Source organism: Streptomyces sp. NPDC028907 (genome assembly GCF_055564995.1).
Window position 1 is genome coordinate 210531 of the sequence record NZ_JBVHVE010000009.1, and the last position, 15379, is coordinate 225909.

General features: G+C 71.9%; 15 protein-coding genes. 7 read left to right on the top strand and 8 right to left on the bottom strand.

Annotated elements, in window-relative coordinates; genetic code table 11:
* Positions 1 to 11: 11 nt before the first annotated feature.
* Positions 12 to 1913 carry a tetracycline resistance ribosomal protection protein Otr(A) gene (gene otr(A), locus ACZ4UU_RS27500; RefSeq protein ID WP_471906033.1) on the bottom strand — a complete coding sequence of 634 codons (1902 nt, stop codon included), beginning with the start codon at positions 1911 to 1913 and terminating at the stop codon, positions 12 to 14.
* A gap of 197 nt (positions 1914 to 2110) precedes the next feature.
* Here otr(A) and ACZ4UU_RS27505 point away from each other — a divergent pair, with 197 nt between their 5' ends.
* A complete protein-coding gene (locus ACZ4UU_RS27505; RefSeq protein WP_471906034.1) occupies positions 2111 to 3064 on the top strand; it encodes a ribose-phosphate diphosphokinase in 954 nt (317 codons plus the stop codon).
* Between the two features lie 105 nt (positions 3065 to 3169).
* Here the strand turns inward: ACZ4UU_RS27505 and ACZ4UU_RS27510 are convergent, their stop codons facing one another.
* Positions 3170 to 3550 (bottom strand): anti-sigma factor antagonist, encoded by a 381-nt coding sequence (locus tag ACZ4UU_RS27510; protein ID WP_471906035.1) that lies wholly within the window; start codon positions 3548 to 3550, stop codon positions 3170 to 3172.
* A gap of 175 nt (positions 3551 to 3725) precedes the next feature.
* On the bottom strand, positions 3726 to 4163 hold the full coding sequence (locus ACZ4UU_RS27515; protein WP_471906036.1) for a MarR family winged helix-turn-helix transcriptional regulator: 438 nt from the start codon (positions 4161 to 4163) through the stop codon (positions 3726 to 3728).
* Between the two features lie 103 nt (positions 4164 to 4266).
* Here ACZ4UU_RS27515 and ACZ4UU_RS27520 point away from each other — a divergent pair, with 103 nt between their 5' ends.
* Positions 4267 to 5718, top strand: a complete 1452-nt coding sequence (locus ACZ4UU_RS27520) for an aldehyde dehydrogenase family protein (protein WP_471906037.1) — start codon at positions 4267 to 4269, stop codon at positions 5716 to 5718.
* A 25-nt stretch (positions 5719 to 5743) separates the two neighbouring features.
* A complete protein-coding gene (locus ACZ4UU_RS27525) occupies positions 5744 to 6850 on the top strand; it encodes an NAD(P)-dependent alcohol dehydrogenase (protein WP_471906038.1) in 1107 nt (368 codons plus the stop codon).
* Between the two features lie 22 nt (positions 6851 to 6872).
* On the opposite strand, the gene ACZ4UU_RS27530 is transcribed toward ACZ4UU_RS27525, so the two are convergent.
* A complete protein-coding gene (locus ACZ4UU_RS27530; protein ID WP_471906039.1) occupies positions 6873 to 7823 on the bottom strand; it encodes an NADP-dependent oxidoreductase in 951 nt (316 codons plus the stop codon).
* A 72-nt stretch (positions 7824 to 7895) separates the two neighbouring features.
* Between ACZ4UU_RS27530 and ACZ4UU_RS27535 the strand changes: the two genes are divergently transcribed.
* The gene (locus ACZ4UU_RS27535) at positions 7896 to 8936 is read left to right on the top strand and encodes a GlxA family transcriptional regulator (protein ID WP_471906040.1); all 1041 of its coding nucleotides are present in this window, start codon (positions 7896 to 7898) and stop codon (positions 8934 to 8936) included.
* Here the strand turns inward: ACZ4UU_RS27535 and ACZ4UU_RS27540 are convergent.
* A complete protein-coding gene (locus tag ACZ4UU_RS27540; protein WP_471906041.1) occupies positions 8894 to 10528 on the bottom strand; it encodes an amidohydrolase in 1635 nt (544 codons plus the stop codon). The two genes, ACZ4UU_RS27535 and ACZ4UU_RS27540, sit on opposite strands and share 43 nt — an antisense overlap.
* An 18-nt stretch (positions 10529 to 10546) precedes the next feature.
* Positions 10547 to 12052 carry an APC family permease gene (locus ACZ4UU_RS27545; RefSeq protein ID WP_471906042.1) on the bottom strand — a complete coding sequence of 502 codons (1506 nt, stop codon included), beginning with the start codon at positions 12050 to 12052 and terminating at the stop codon, positions 10547 to 10549.
* Positions 12053 to 12192: 140 nt separating this feature from the next.
* Between ACZ4UU_RS27545 and ACZ4UU_RS27550 the strand changes: the two genes are divergently transcribed.
* The 3 genes from ACZ4UU_RS27550 (at position 12193) to ACZ4UU_RS27560 (ending at position 13901) form a co-directional block, all read left to right on the top strand.
* Positions 12193 to 12951: a TetR/AcrR family transcriptional regulator gene (locus ACZ4UU_RS27550; protein WP_471906043.1), complete on the top strand. Its 759-nt coding sequence runs from the start codon at positions 12193 to 12195 to the stop codon at positions 12949 to 12951.
* Positions 12952 to 12966: 15 nt separating this feature from the next.
* Positions 12967 to 13431, top strand: a complete 465-nt coding sequence (locus tag ACZ4UU_RS27555) for a pyridoxamine 5'-phosphate oxidase family protein (protein ID WP_471906044.1) — start codon at positions 12967 to 12969, stop codon at positions 13429 to 13431.
* Positions 13432 to 13508: 77 nt separating this feature from the next.
* Positions 13509 to 13901: a VOC family protein gene (locus ACZ4UU_RS27560; protein WP_471906045.1), complete on the top strand. Its 393-nt coding sequence runs from the start codon at positions 13509 to 13511 to the stop codon at positions 13899 to 13901.
* A gap of 37 nt (positions 13902 to 13938) precedes the next feature.
* On the opposite strand, the gene ACZ4UU_RS27565 is transcribed toward ACZ4UU_RS27560, so the two are convergent.
* A complete protein-coding gene (locus ACZ4UU_RS27565) occupies positions 13939 to 14244 on the bottom strand; it encodes a DUF4235 domain-containing protein (protein WP_471906046.1) in 306 nt (101 codons plus the stop codon).
* A 22-nt stretch (positions 14245 to 14266) separates the two neighbouring features.
* A complete protein-coding gene (locus ACZ4UU_RS27570; RefSeq protein ID WP_471906047.1) occupies positions 14267 to 15280 on the bottom strand; it encodes a glutathione S-transferase family protein in 1014 nt (337 codons plus the stop codon).
* Positions 15281 to 15379: the final 99 nt, after the last annotated feature.

A 15379-nucleotide genomic window follows, 5' to 3' on the forward strand; every position in this document is an offset into this window, starting at 1 on the left:
TTGGCCGTGTGTCAGTGCCGCTTCAGCTCCCGGTCCCCGGACACCCGCGACCACCACACCCCTTCACCGTGCGTGAGCCCCGGCAGCCGCAGCTCGACCTCCCGGACCCGACGGGCCGGCAGCTCGCCGGTGATCAGCCAGGACGTCGACCCGCCCGTCGTGCCCGTGAACTCAGCTCCGCATGACGCGAGTTGGGCGGACACGGGCGACAGGGCGTCCAGCGGGACCTCCGTCTCGAAGGCGTGGTAGGGCTCGTACAGCCGTGTCCTCGCCCGCTCCAGCGCGCGGCGCAGCACGAGCGGGGTGAGCCCGCGGAAGTCGGCGGCGGTGCTGATCGGAGCGCTGTAGCCGGACCGGGTCAGCGTCACCCGGTAGTCGGTCACCGGCACGCCGGACGGCCCCGTCTCCATCGTCGTGTGGACCGTCTCCTCGATGGCCTGGTGGAAGGCGCGGGGCAGTGCGCCGAGTTCCGTCTCGTAGGTGAACACCCCGCCCGAGCCACGCGGTCCCGGTTCGACCCGCAGCCCGATCGTCGCCCAGTACCTGGTGTGGTCGTGCCAGGGCATCTGAGCGCAGGCCTCGCCGACGCCCCGCGGCCGCTCCAGCAGGCGCACCCGGCCCGGCTCGAAGTCGGCCTCCACACCGAAGTCCTGGGCGAGGGTCGCCGCGAGCACCTCCATCTGGACCTCGCCGTACAGCAGCAGCGCGGTGGCGCCGGTGGGTGTGGGGCGGGCATGGAGCAGCGGGTCCTGGTCCGCCAGGGTCAGCAGCGCCATGCGGAGCGGGGCCGCCTGGGCGGGGTTGCGGGCCCGGACCAGGGTCTGAAGCGTAGGCGGCGCGAACTGCGCGGCCCGGTCGTCCAGTTCGCCGAGCCGGTCGCCGACGCGGATGCCCGGGAAGCCGGTCAGCGCGGCGATGTTCCCCGCGGTGCGGGTCTCGGCGCCGCCGATCACGTCGAGGTGCGTGGCCCGGCCGGTGACCTCGGTGGTCCGGCCGTCCGCCTCGCGGCGCAGGAAGGTCAGCCGCCGGCGCCGCGCCACCTCACCGTCGTACAGCCGCAGATACGCCGTCCGTTCACCGCCGGGGCCGGGGCGTACGGCGAACACCGTGCCGCGCGGTGCGCCGGTCCCGGACGCCGGGGCCGGAGGGACGAGCCGGGTGAGGCCCTCGACGAGGTCCGGGACGCCCTGGCCGCCGAGCGCCGAGCCGAAGAAGACCGGATGGAAGGAGCCGTCGGCCGTCCTGGCGGCGAGGGACCTTTCCAGCTCTTCCGCGGTCGGTTCGGGGCCGTCCACGACCGCTGCCAGGATGTCTGCGTCCACCTCGGCGAGCGCCTCGGCAAGGCCGGCGCGGACCCGGGGGTCCTCCAGCGAGTGCGGTCGCACTCGGGCGTCCGCGGTGCCGAGTCCCGTCACCGAGTTCAGCGGCGCGACGGTGGGCGTCAGCCTGCGGCGGATGTCGGCGAGCAGGTCGTCCGAGCGGGCGCCCGGCCGGTCGATCTTGTTGACGAACACGACCGTGGGAAGGCGCAGCCGGCGCAAGGTGCGCATCAGCACCCGCGTCTGCGCCTGCACGCCCTCCACGGCGGACAGCAGCAGCACCGCACCGTCGAGGACCTCCAGGGCGCGCTCGACCTCGGCGATGAAGTCGGAGTGCCCGGGGGTGTCGATCAGGTTGACGTGGGTGTCACCGACGGTGAACGCGGCGACGGCGGAGCGGATGGTGATGCCGCGCTGCCGCTCGATGGCGCCGTCGTCCGTGCGGGTGTCGCCGCCGTCGACGCTGCCGAGCCGGGGGATCGCGCCGTGGTCGAAGAGCAGTCGCTCGGTGAGGCTGGTCTTACCGGCGTCGACGTGGGCCAGGATGCCGATGTTCAGGATGGTCGGGGTGTTCGGTGTGTTCGGGATGTGCATGTGGGGTCGAGTCCTCGATGACCGTGGGCCGGTAGGGGCGCTGGGTGCTGTCGAGGAGTCGGCGCATGCGAGGGATCCTGACGTGAGGGAACACGGACGGAGTCATCATGGCGCGACCCCGGAGGAGGAGGGCAAGCGAATTTCGGGTCCCCGTAGCATGACCCCGGCAGCAGAAACGATCATGCGAGGAGCCGAGCGTGCGAGAGATCGCCGTGTTCAGCGGCAGTGCCCACCCGGAGCTTGCGGCGGAGGTCTGCGCCCAACTGGGGGCGCCGCTCAGTCCCACCAGGGTCAGCCGGTTCGCCAACGACTGCCTTGAGGTCCAGCTTCAGGCCAACTGCCGGGAACGGGACGTCTATCTGATCCAGCCGTTGGTCCGGCCCGTCCAGGAACACCTCGTCGAGCTGCTGCTGATGTGCGACGCCGCACGCGGGGCGTCCGCGCGCCGGATCACCGTCGTCATGCCGCACTACTCCTACGCCCGCTCCGACAAGAAGGACGCGCCCCGCATCTCGCTCGGCGGCCGGCTCGTCGCCGACCTGATGGTGGCGGCCGGCGCGAGCCGCGTGCTCGCCATGACCCTGCACGCGCCCCAGGTGCACGGCTTCTTCACGGTGCCGGTCGACCACCTGCACGCGCTGCGTGAACTCGCCGCGCACTTCCGGCAGTACGACCTCTCCCGTACCACGGTCGTCTCGCCGGACCTCGGCAACGCCAAGGAGGCCGCCGCGTTCGCACGGATGATCGGCGCCCAGGTGGCCGCCGGCGCCAAGCAGCGGTTCGCGGACGACCGGGTCAGCATCAGCTCGGTCATCGGTGAGGTCACCGGCCGGGACGTGATCATCCTGGACGACGAGATCGCCAAGGGCAGCACCGTACTCGAACTCCTGGACCGGCTGCGGGAGTTGGGGCCGCGCTCGATCCGCGTCGCCTGTACCCACGGCCTGTTCGCGGCCGGCGCGCTCAAGCGGATCGGCGAGCAGCCCGACGTACTGGAGATCGTGTGCACCAACACCGTGCCGATCCCCGCGCAGGAGCGCACCGAGAAGCTGCGCGTCCTGTCCATCGCCCCGGCGCTCGCCGAGGCCGTGCGCCGGATTCACAACGGGGAGTCCGTAAGCGCCCTGTTCGACGCGCCGGGAACCGAATAGACAGGGGGGACGTCGAGCGCGGGCAGGCCGTCATCAAGCCCGGCTGGGTCAGCCCGCACACGGAGTTCGAGGCGCGGGCGTACACCCTGTCCGGCAGCGGGCGCCTCATGACGTGCCGGACGTGGCCTCGGGCTGGTTCAGGGCCGCGTCCAGCGTCGGATGCGGGGGCAGCAGCCGGGACAGGCCGGTGATCCTCAGGACGCGCAGGGTGAGCGGGTGGGTGCAGACCAGGTGCAGCTGCCCGCCGTGGTCGAGCGCCCGGCCGCGGGCCCGGTAGAGCAGGCGCAGCCCGGAGCAGTCGAAGAACTCGATCCTCCGCAGGTCGATCACGATCCTGGCGTCGGGATGTGCCGTCACCCGGTCCAGGTATGGCGCGATCTCGACCGCGGCCGCGATGTCGATCTCGCCGTGGAACTCCAGCACCGTGTGACCGCGGTGCCGGTGGACGCGCAGATGCCGACTGAACGGCGCAGGATCCTGCTGCACGACGACATCGCCTCCAACCTGCTCACTTGCGGTGGGCTGCTCAAATCCAGCCCCCGCACTGCAAGTTACCCTCGAACGACCGAATTTGAGCATGTTCGATTGACATATGTCTTCGAATTGCGACAGTCGGTTCGCCAACTGCCGTGCGGAATACGGGAGATGTGCGGGGGCGTGACTACGACAACGCGTGCCAGGACTTGCTGAGGGCCTGGCGGAACTGCTCGGCCTGGTGGGTCGTGAGGTCCCGCACCATCCGCTCCTCCAGTTCCCGCACCGGCCCCGCGTGGCGTGCCAGCAGCTCACGGCCGGCGTCGGTCAGCAGGATCAGCAGCTCCCGGCGATTGCGGGGATTGCGCTCCCGTCGGACCAGCCCACGGCTCTCCAGCGACCGTACGAGATCGGCGATCGACTGGGCCGTGACGAAGGAGTCGCGGGCCAGCTGTGCGGCCGACAGTCCGTCGTGCCGCTCCAGGACGGTGAGCGCCGTGTACTGCAGGGCGGTGATCCCGGACGGCTTGACCAGCTCGTCGAGGTGGGAGCGCACGACCAGCTCCACCTGCTTCACCATGTAGAGAAGCGACGGAGCTGCCTTGGTCACCTGGGCGTCGAGCATGAGTTCAGCCTAGAGCATTGACAGGAAACCTGTCTGTAAAGAGACTGCGAACCAACAGGAATCCTGTTGGTTGAAATCTTGGCGATGGAGCTGGGGAGTGGCGATGACCACCTTCGAGATCGAACCCGGTCGGCTGTTCATCGGGGGCCGGTGGCGCGAGGCCGCCGACGGAGCGCGCACCGAGGTGGTCGACCCGTCCAACGGCACGGTCCTCACCACGGTCGCGGACGCCGGTGTCGCCGATGTGCACGAGGCCGTGCGCGTCGCGCGGGACGCCTTCGACGACGGTGCCTGGTCCGGGCTGAGCGGCCGCGAACGGGGCCGGGTGCTGCACCGGGTCGCCGAGCTGATCCGGGAGAACGCGGACACGATCGCCGAGCTGGAGAGCCGCGACGTCGGCAAGCCGATCACGCTCGCGCACGCCGTCGACGTCACCAACGCCGCCAACGACTACGAGCACTTCGCCGCCCTCGCCCACTCCCTCGACGGCTCCGTCCGGGACACGCCCATGAACGCCCTCGCCTACGTCCGGCGCCGGCCGATCGGCGTGGTCGCGGCGATCACCCCGTACAACTTCCCGCTGATCCTGGCCGGCTCCAAGATCGCCCCGGCGCTCGCGGCGGGCAACACGGTGGTGCACAAGCCGGCCGAGGAGACCCCGCTCAGCGCGCTGTACATGGCCGACCTCTTCAAGCGGGCCGGTGTCCCCGACGGGGTGGTGAACGTCGTCACCGGCGGCCCCGCGGCCGGCGAGGCGCTGCTGCGCAACCCCGGTGTCGACAAGGTCGCCTTCACCGGCTCGACCGGGGTCGGCAGGAAGGTCGCGGCCATCGCCGGTGAGTCGCTCAAGCCGGTCACCATGGAGCTCGGCGGCAACGCGGCCCACGTCGTCTTCGAGGACGCCGATCTGGAGAAGGCCGTCGGCGCGGTCATCAAGGGCTTCGTCTTCAACACCGGGCAGTTCTGCATGGGCGGACCGCGGCTCCTGGTGGCCCGGCAGGTCTACAGCACGCTGCTCGGCATCCTCGCCGACGCCGTGCCCGGCGTACCGCTCGGCGACCCGCGGGGGCCCGAGACCGTGATCGGCCCGATGGCGGGGGAGCGGCATCTGCGCAAGGTCGAGGAGTACGTCGAACTCGCCCGCAAGGACGGGGGCCGCATCGTCTGCGGCGGTGAGCGTCTGGACCTGGACGGCGGCTTCTACTACAAGCCCACCGTGATCGCCGACCTGCCGAACGACTCCAGGGTGATCCAGGAGGAGATCTTCGGCCCGGTCCTCAGCGTCCAGCCCTTCGACTCCGAGGACGAGGCGGTCGAGCTCGCCAACTCCACGCCGTACGGCCTGGCCGCGGGCATCCAGACCGGCAACCTGGCCCGCGCCCACCGGGTCGCCGACCGCCTTCAGGCCGGGATCGTCTGGGTCAACGACTGGGCGATGCTCGACCCCGCGGTCCCCTTCGGCGGCGTCAAGGACTCCGGTTTCGGCCGCGAGTACGGGCCCGAGGCGCTCGACGCCTACACCACGACCAAGTCCGTCGTCGTCTCGCTCGACTGAGCGCCCCTGCCTAGGAGTTCCTGCGATGTCCATCCCCACCCGCGCCGCCGTCGTCGAGTCCGGCGGAGCACCCTTCACCCTCTGCGACGTCGAGCTCGCCGAGCCCGGACCGCACGAGGCCGTCGTCCGCATGGTGGCGACCGGCCTGTGCCACACCGACCTCGGCGTGGCGAGCGGCGGACTGCCCTTCCCGCTGCCAGGCGTCCTCGGTCACGAGGGCGCGGGTGTCGTCGAGGCCGTCGGCCCCGCCGTGACCGGCGTCGCGCCCGGCGACCATGTCGTACTGTCCTTCACCTCCTGCGGGGACTGCCGCAACTGCCGCGGCGGGCACCCGGCGTACTGCGCGACCTGGCTGCCGCTGAACCTCATCGGCGGCCGCCGGGCCGACGGCACCGGCACGCTCAGCCGGGACGGCGAGGAGCTCGGCGGCCACTTCTTCGGACAGTCCTCCTTCGCCGAGCGGGCGCTGGTGGACGAGCGCAGCCTGGTCAAGGTCGACCCGGAGGTGCCGCTCACCTCGATCGCCCCGCTGGGCTGCGGTGTGCAGACCGGAGTCGGCGCAGTCTGGAACGTGCTGAAGCCGGTCACCGGCAGCACGGTCGTCGTCCTCGGCGCCGGAGCGGTCGGCCTGTCCGCCGTCATGGCAGCCGCGCTGACCCCCGCCACGAACATCGTCGCCGTCGACCGCGTCGGCGAACGACTGGAGCTGGCGAAGGAGTTGGGCGCCACCCACACCGTCGACGCGGCCGAGGCCGACCTCGGCGAGGCGCTCGCCGGCATCACCGGCGGTCAGGGCGCCGACGGCGTCGTCGAGACCACGGGCAACGTCGGCGTCCTGCGCAAGGGCGTCGACGCGCTCGCCGCCCGGGGCACCCTGGTCGTCGTCGGCGCCCCGCCGTTCGGCACCGAGGTCGCCCTGGACGTCAACGGCCTGCTCGGCGGCAAGCAGGTCGTCGGCCTCACCCTCGGTGACGCCGAGACGCAGACCTTCATCCCCGCCCTGGTGCGTCTGGTGAAGGAAGGGCGGCTCCCGCTGCACCGCCTGATCAGCACCTACCCCTTCGCGGAGATCGACCAGGCGGTGCGGGACATGGGCGCGGGCAAGGCGATCAAGCCCGTGCTCACCTTCTGAGTCAGTCGACCGCCAGGCTGACTCAGTCGACCGTGAGGACCAGCTTCCCCGTGGTCCGGCCGGTGTCGCCGAGCGCGTGTGCCTCGGCGGCATCGGCCAGCGGGAAGGTGCCGGCGATCTCGACGCGCAGCTGTCCCTTCTCGACCAGGTCCGTGATCGCCCGCAGGTCGGCGCGATCGGCGTCCACGAGCATCCGCACGGCCCGCACGCCGAGCCGCTCGGCCTCCTCGTGGAACTCGGCGGACCCGACCGGCAGGATCGAGACGACGACGCCGCCCGGGCGCAGCACCTTCAGCGAGCGCACCGAGGTCTCACCGCCCAGGGTGTCCAGCACCACGTCCACGTCCTTCACCGCCTCGGCGAAGTCCGTCTCCCGGTAGTCGATCAGCTCGTCCGCGCCGAGGCCCCGCAGGAACTCGTGCTTGCCCGCGCTCGCCGTGCCGATCACATACGCGCCCCGCGCCTTGGCGATCTGCACGGCCACGTGCCCGACCCCGCCGGCCGCCGCATGGACCAGCACCCGCTGTCCCGGCCGCACATCGGCGTACTCGACGAGGGCCTGCCACGCGGTCAGCGAGACCAGCGGCAGCGCGCCCGCCTGCGTGTGGTCGATCGAGGCCGGCTTGGGCGCGAAGGCGCGGGCCGGCGCGGTGACGTACTCGGCGTGCGAGCCGTGGCCGAACGGGTAGGACAGCATGCCGAAGACCTCGTCGCCGGGCCGGAAGCGGGCGACGCCGATGCCGACCGCCTCGACCACGCCGGAGACGTCCCAGCCCAGGACGAAGGGCGGCTCGCCGAGGAATCCGCCGTTCGCGCGGTGCTTCCAGTCGGTCGGGTTGACGCCGGCGGCGCGGACCCGCACCAGTACCTCGTTCGGGCGCGGCGTCGGGCGCTCCAGCTCCACTTCCTTCAGAACCTCGGGACCGCCGAGGACGTCCTGGCTGATGGCTCGCATCGTGTTCACAGTGCTCATGGTGAACCAGCCTGCCGGGGGCCGCCCGCTCCGGGAAATGGCACGATTGCCAACCTTCGATAAGATCGTGCCATGCATGGTGAACGACAGGTGGAACGGGCCGAGCGGGTCGTGGTGCTGGCCCTGGACGGCGTCTACCCCTTCGAGCTCGGCATCCCCAGCCGGATCTTCGGCGCGGCCGACGGCCGGTACGAGGTGCTGACCTGCAGCGTCGACGGACAGCCGGTGCGCAGCAACGCGGACTTCACGATCGGCGTCCAGTACGGCCCGGAGATCCTCGCCACGGCCGACACCGTGGTGGTCGCCTCCATGGCGCCTTCGTACATCCCCACGCAGCTGACCGCCGAGGTCTCCGCCGCCCTCGCCCTGATCCGCCCCGACGCCCGCATCGTGTCGATCTGCACCGCCGCCTTCGTCCTCGCCGCGGCAGGCCTGCTGGACGGACGCAGGGCCACCACGCACTGGCAGTCGACCGAGGCGTTCCGACGCCTCCACCCGCGCGTCGAGCTGGACCCCGACGTCCTCTTCGTCCACGACGGCAGCATCCTCACCTCGGCCGGCGCGGCCTCCGGCGTCGACGTCTGTCTGCACATCGTCCGCGTCGACCACGGCCACGAACTGGCCAACGCGGTCGCCCGGCGCTGCGTCGTGCCGCCGTTCCGGGACGGCGGCCAGGCCCAGTACATCGAGCAGCCCGTCCCGGAGAGCGGCGCCGCCGACACCGCAGCGACCCGCGCCTGGGCCCTGGAGAACCTCGGCGAACCCCTCACCCTGACCGACCTCGCCGCCCACGCCCGGATGAGCCTGCGCACCTTCGCCCGCCGCTTCCACGACGAGGTCGGCCTCAGCCCCGGCCGCTGGCTGATCCAGCAGCGCGTCGCCCGCGCCCGGCACCTGCTGGAGTCCAGCGACCTCCCGGTCGACCGGATCGCCGGCCAGGTCGGCTTCGCCACGGCCGCCTCCCTGCGCCAGCATCTGCACGCCGCGATCGGCGTGTCACCGCAGGCGTACCGCCGCACGTTCCAGACGACGGCCGACCGTCAGCCGCGCCGAGCACGAGGGGCCACCGCTCACGCCTCCCCAGCCGCGTACACCCGCTCACCTCCCACATAGGTCATCGCGACCCGCGTCTGAGCGATCGCCTCGGGCGGCCCGGCGAACGGATCGCGGTCCAGGACCACGAGATCCGCGAGCGCGCCGGCCCGCACCTCGCCCGTGTCGTCGAGGTGGTTCACATACGCCGAGCCCGCCGTGTACGCGGTCAACGCCTCGGCGAGCCCGATGCGTTCGCCCGGCAGGAACACCGGCGTGCCGCCGGCGTCCGGGGTCACGCGGTTGACCGCCACATGGATCCCGTGGAGTGGATCGGGGCTGCTCACCGGCCAGTCGCTGCCCGCCGCGAGCCGGGCGCCGGAGCGCAGCAGCGTGCCGAACGGGTACTGCCAGGCGGCCCGTTCGGGCCCCAGGAAGGGAATCGTCAGCTCGTCCATCTGCGGTTCGTGCGCGGCCCACAGCGGCTGGATGTTCGCGGTGGCCCCGAGCCGGGCGAACCGCGGCACGTCGGCGGGCTGCACGACCTGGAGATGGGCCAGGTGGGGTCGCGTGTCGCTCGGCCCGTTCGCCGCGCGCGCCGCCTCGATCGCGTCCAGCGCGTCGCGTACGGCCCGGTCGCCGAGGGCGTGGAAGTGACACTGGAAGCCTAGGGCGTCCAACTCGGTGACGTACTTCGGTAGTTGCCCGGCGTCGATGAAGCTGGTGCCCCGGTTGGCGGTGGCGCAGCCGCACTTGTCGAGGTAGGGGTCGACCAGCGCGGCCGTTCCGGTCTCGGCGACGCCGTCCAGCATCAGTTTGACGCTGCCCGCGCTGAACCGCCCCTGGCTCAACGCGGCCCGCCGCTCGACCAGTTCGGGAATCTGCTCGGCGCCCCGCTCGCGGTCCCACCAGAGCGCGCCGACGACGCGGGCGGTGAGCGAGCCGTCCCGCGCGGCCGCCAGATACGCGTCCGCCGGGTCGTCCATGCCGAGGAAGTCCCCGACCAACGCGTCCTGCCAGGCCGTGATGCCGAGCGCGTGCAGATGACGTTGGGCGTGCAGCAGCGCCGCCAGCCGGTCGGCCGGGGTGGCCGACGGGGTGAGCCGCCCCACGAGCTGCATCGCCCCCTCCTGCAAGGTCCCGCTCGGCTCACCCGAGGCGTCCCGGTCGATCCGCCCGTCGGCCGGGTCGGGCGTGTCCCGCGTGAGACCGGCGAGCGCGAGGGCACGGCTGTTGACCCAGGCCCCGTGATGGTCGCGGTTGGGCAGATACACCGGCCGGTCGGGCACCACCGCGTCCAGCAGCTCCTTCGTCGGAGTGCCGCCCGCGAAGGCTTCCATCGACCAGCCGCCGCCCGCGATCCACTCCCGCTCCGGGTGCGCGGCGGCGTACGCGCGCACCGCGGCGAGGGTCTCGTCGGCCGTCCTCGCCCCGGTCAGGTCGCACTGGGAGAGTTCCAGCCCGGCCGGCACCGGATGCACGTGCGCGTCCTGGAATCCCGGAAGCAGCAGCCGCCCGGCGAGGTCCACCACCTCGGTCCGCGGTCCGGCGAGATCGTGCACCTCCTGGCGTCCTACGGCTGTGACGCGGTCGCCGGTGACGGCCACGGCGGTCGCGGTGCGGCCCTCGGGGGTGAGGACGGGGCCGCCGGTGAAGAGGAGATCTGCGTGCATGATCCGTTTCCTGGTCGGTTATCGGGAGGTGGCGAGAAGCTGCGGCGCCTCGGCGTCGGTGCCCTTGCCGGTGCGGAAGTACGGGGATCTGCGCACCCACCTGGCCCACGCGGCGGCCACGAAGCCGGAAGCGATCATCGCCAGCGGGGTGACCAGCAGGAACCAGCCGTTGTCCGCGCTGACTTCGAAGTGGTCGGCGGAGGTGTAGAAGGACCAGCCCAGGTAGCCGCCGAGGCCGAGGAGCACGGCCGCGCTCAACGTGGGCAGGACGACCGCGCGCACCCCCTGCCGCCAGTCCTCGCGCAGCAGCGCCCGGAACCGGACGGCGGCCGCGAGCGCCGTGAGCGCGTACGACAGGGCGACCACGATGCCCACCGCGCTCACCGTCGCCATGATCATGTCGGCGAGCCGGGGAATGACCAGCGCCAGGCCCGCGACACCGGCCGCCAGCGCGCCGATCAGCACCGTGCCGGCGGCCGGAGTGCCGTACCGGGGGCTGACCTTGGACCACACCGGCCCGAGCGTACGGTCCCGGCTCATCGCGAACATCGCCCGGGCCGTCGGGATCACCCCGGCCTGGAGCGAGGCGACCGCCGAGAACATCAGGGCGATCAGGGGCAGCGCCGCCCACGGCTGGGACGCCAGCCGCTCGCCGAAGAAGGCCAGCCCCTCCGCGCCGTGACCCGCCAACTCCTCCTCGGACAGCACCCGTTGGAAGGCGACCGAGCCGAGCAGGAACAGCCCCAGCATGGTGAACAGGGTGGTGATCCCGGCCCGCGACGCGTCACGCGGGTCACGGACCTCCTCGTTGACGCTGAACGCCGATTCGAAGCCCCAGTAGCAGAACACCGACAGCAGCATGCCCTGCGCGAGAGCCGTCGGCGACGGGATCGCGAACGGGTCGAACCAGCTCAGACTGAAGTCGTGCGGGCCGGTGACGATGCCGTAGCCGCAAAAGCCCAGCAGGACGACGTACTCGAAGACCAGCAGCCCGAATTGGAGGCGGGCGGCGGTGCGGATGCCGGTGACGGCGGTCAGCGTGACCGCCACCAGGACGAGGATGCCGAGCGCGGTCGTCTGCGCGGTCGAACCCGGGTCCAGCACGAGACCGCCGATGCGGTGCAGCCCCGCGTCCCCGGCGAGCTGGAGCAGGGCGGAGCCGGTCACCGCCGTGGTGTACGCGAGGAACGCCACCACGGCCACGATGTTCACCCAGCCGACCATGAAACCCAGCCAGGGCGTGAGCGAACGGCCCACCCACACATAGCCGTTGCCCGCGTTCGGCTCGACCTTGTTGAGCCGCGAGTAGGCCCCCGCGATACCCAGGACCGGCAGGAACGCCAGCAGCATGATCGCCGGCAGATGCAGGCCGACCACGCCGGCCGTGACGCCGAGCCCGATGCCGATGCTGGTGGTCGCGGCCGTGCTGGACGCGGCGATGGCGACCCCGTCCAGGACACCCAGGGACTTGCGCAGCTCGGGCCGCGCTGGAGGGTCGACGCTGTAGGACTGCTCGTCGGGCATGGCCGGTCTCCGCTCGCACCGGGGGCCTGGACGGCCCCGATGAGCGGACATGAAACTGTCCGGGGGGTTAACAGGTCAACGGTGTTGTCATAAGGTGCGGGGCACCCGGCCCGAGGGAGACCGTCCAGGGGAGGCAGTCCATGAGCGAGCGCGTCGTCCCGCCCGCCGCCCGGCAGCGCAGGCGCCCCACCAAGCAGGGCGTCGTCCTGTCCGAGGCGCTCATCGTCGACACGGCCCTGCGCCTCATCGAGGAACACGGCGCCGACGCCCTCTCGGTCCGGCGCCTGGGCCGGGCCCTCGGCGCCGACCCCAGCTCGCTCTACCGCTACTTCCGGCACACCGACGACCTGATGCTCGCCATCGCCGACGAACTCATCGGCCGTACGCTGTGCACCTGGCGCCCCACCGGCGACTGGCGCGCCGACCTGCGCGACCTCGGCCTGCGGATGCACGCCGGGGCCCTCGCGCACCCCCGCGCCGCCGTGCTCAGCTCGTACCGGGTCACCGGGCGGACGTACGAGATCCAGGCCGTGGAGACCATCCTCGGCGTGCTGCGCGGCGCCGGCTTCCCGGACGCCGATGCGGTGCGGATCTACCACGCGTTCGTCGACCAGGCCCTCGCCCACGGCGCCCTCGACTCGGCGAGCGCGGCCATGCCGAAGGCCGCGCGGGAGGCGGAGACGGCCGTCTGGCGGGCGACGTACGCACGTCTGCCAGCCGACACCCACCCGCACATCGCCGCCACCGCCCGCCACCTCGTGGCCGACATGGCGCGCAGCTCCTATCCGGCGGCACTGGAACTGCTCCTGGGCGCGGCGGCGGGCCGACTGGCGGAAATCCGCTCCGGGTCCGGACTCCGGACGGCCACACTGGACCCGTCCGTCAAAGACGTTCCGTGAGGAGAGAGTTCGCCGATGGCCCCGTCGCCCGCACGCCCCGCCGAGCAGCGCAAGAAGGACACCCTGCACCGTCTGGAACACGACGAGGACGTATGGGTCGCCACCGCCGACGCAGGCGGAGGAGTGCCGTTCCTCGTGCCGCTCTCCTTCCTCTGGGACGGCTCGACCCTGCTGCTGGCGACACCCGCCACCAGCCCCACGGGCCGCAACCTTCAGGCGACCGGCAGGACACGTCTCGGTATCGGTCCGACCCGCGACGTCGTCATGATCGAGGGCACGGTCGAGACGATCGCGCCGGCCGAGCTGTCCGAGGAGGAGGGCGACCGCTTCGCCGCGAGGACCGGCTTCGACCCGCGTCGACTCAGCACGCCCTACCTGTACTTCCGTGTCCTGCCGACCCGGGTACAGGCCTGGCGCGAGGCCGACGAGCTGGCGGGGCGGGAGCTGATGCGGGACGGGAAGTGGCTGGTGGCGGACTGAAACCGCTTGACCTGGACACCCGTCGGGGGCAGGGCGCGGGACGCTCCGTCCCGCGCCCCGGACCCTTCGGAGGAGTCATGCCACTGGTGACAGCGGGTTTCGTGGTGCTCGACTGTGCCGAGCCCGAGAAGCTCGCCGTGTTCTACAAGGAACTGCTCGACGGCGAACAGACGGAGGCGACCGCCAACCGTGTGGAGATCAGGGGCGCCGACGGCACCCGGCTCGCGTTCCGCCGCGACATCAACGCGACGCCGCCGAGCTGGCCGCGCCCCGAGAACTCCCTCCAGGCCCACCTGGACTTCGTGGTGGACGACCTGGACGAGGCGGAGCGCAGGATCGTCGGGCTCGGCGGCCGGCCGCTGGAGGCGAAGGACACGGCCGGCCCCTACGAGGCACGCGGCTACTCCGACCCGGCCGGCCACTCCTTCACCCTGCGCCGCACGGCCCCCACGGCACCGAAGCAGGGCTGAACCGCCTCGGTGCCGGCACCTTGGCCGGGGCGGCCGCTCAGTCCCGGCCGCCCTTCTCGCTGACCGGCCACACGCCCGTCGACCGCTCGATCGCCTTGGCGCCCGTGCGGTCGGCCAGGCTGCGCGCCATCGCGAACAGGGCGCCCTGGACCGCGGCCGCCAGCAGGATCTCGCCCCAGCCACGCTCCCGGTCCAGCGCGTCGGGGGCGTCCTCCTCGTGCCGTATCGCCATCCACGTCTTGCGGAAGGCGAGCCCGGCCAGCGCGCCGCTCGTCCAGCCGAGAGCGAATCCCAGCGGCTTGTAGGCGAGGGGGAGCTTCGCCTTCTTCTGCTTCTTGGCCATGTGCCTGTGCCTCCTTCGTAGGTCAGGGTCGTCCGTGCGCCGGGACCCGCTCGTCCTGCGCGGGCGGTCCGGGCGGGGTCCCGTCGCCGAACGGCCTGCCGCCCAGCTCCTGCCGGTGGTGCGGGGTCAGCCAGCCCGACAGGTCCGGCCCCAGGGGCACGATGCCGGTCGGATTGATGCCGCTGTGCACCTGGTAGTAGTGCCGCTTGATGTGGTCGAAGTCGACGGTGTCACCGAATCCGGGCGTCTGGTAGAGGTCGCGGGCGTACGCCCACAGGACCTGATGCTCCGTCAACTTCCAGCGATTGCACTTGAAATGACCGTGATAGACGGCGTCGAATCGGACCAGAGTGGTGAACAGCCGGATGTCCGCCTCGGTGATCGTGTCGCCGACCAGATAGCGCCGCCCGGCCAGTCGCTCACCCAGCAGCTCCAGCCGCCGGAACAGTCGCGCGCACGCCTCTTCGTACTCCTGCTGGCCGGTGGCGAACCCCGCCCGGTACACACCGTTGTTGACGTCCTCGAAGACCTCCGCCATCACGGCGTCGATCTCGTCCCGCAGCGGTTCGGGGTAGAGATCGGGCGCCCCCGCGCGGTGCAGGGCCGTCCACTCGGTGGCGAGGTCGAGCGTGATCCGCTGGTAGTCGTTGGTGACGAGCCTGCCGCTGGGCACGTCCACGATCGCGGGCACGCTGACGCCGCCCGGGTAGTCCGTCTCCCGCCGGTCGTAGGCCTCACTGAGGAAGCGGATGCCCAGCACCGGGTCGCGGTCGTCGGGGTCCAGGGTGAAGCGCCAGCTGCGGTCGTCCTGGAGCGGATCGGGGATCGCGAGGGACAGGGCGTCCTCCAGGCCGAGCAGCCGCCGGGACACCACCGCCCGGCTCGCCCACGGACAGGCACGGCTGGCCACCAGACGGTAGCGGCCGGCCTCCACCGGCCAGCCCTCCCGGCCGTCCGCCGTGATCCGGTCCGTGAAGTGGGCCTTCGACCGCTGGAACGACTTCCTCCCGTAGGCGGTGTTGCCCCCGCCGCTCATGACCCGGCTCCTCTCTGCCGTACGTCCCCGTCCCGTGCGGGGGTCCCTGATCCCACCGAGTCCCCCGATTTCCGCCGACGGCACGGTGTGAGCCGGATC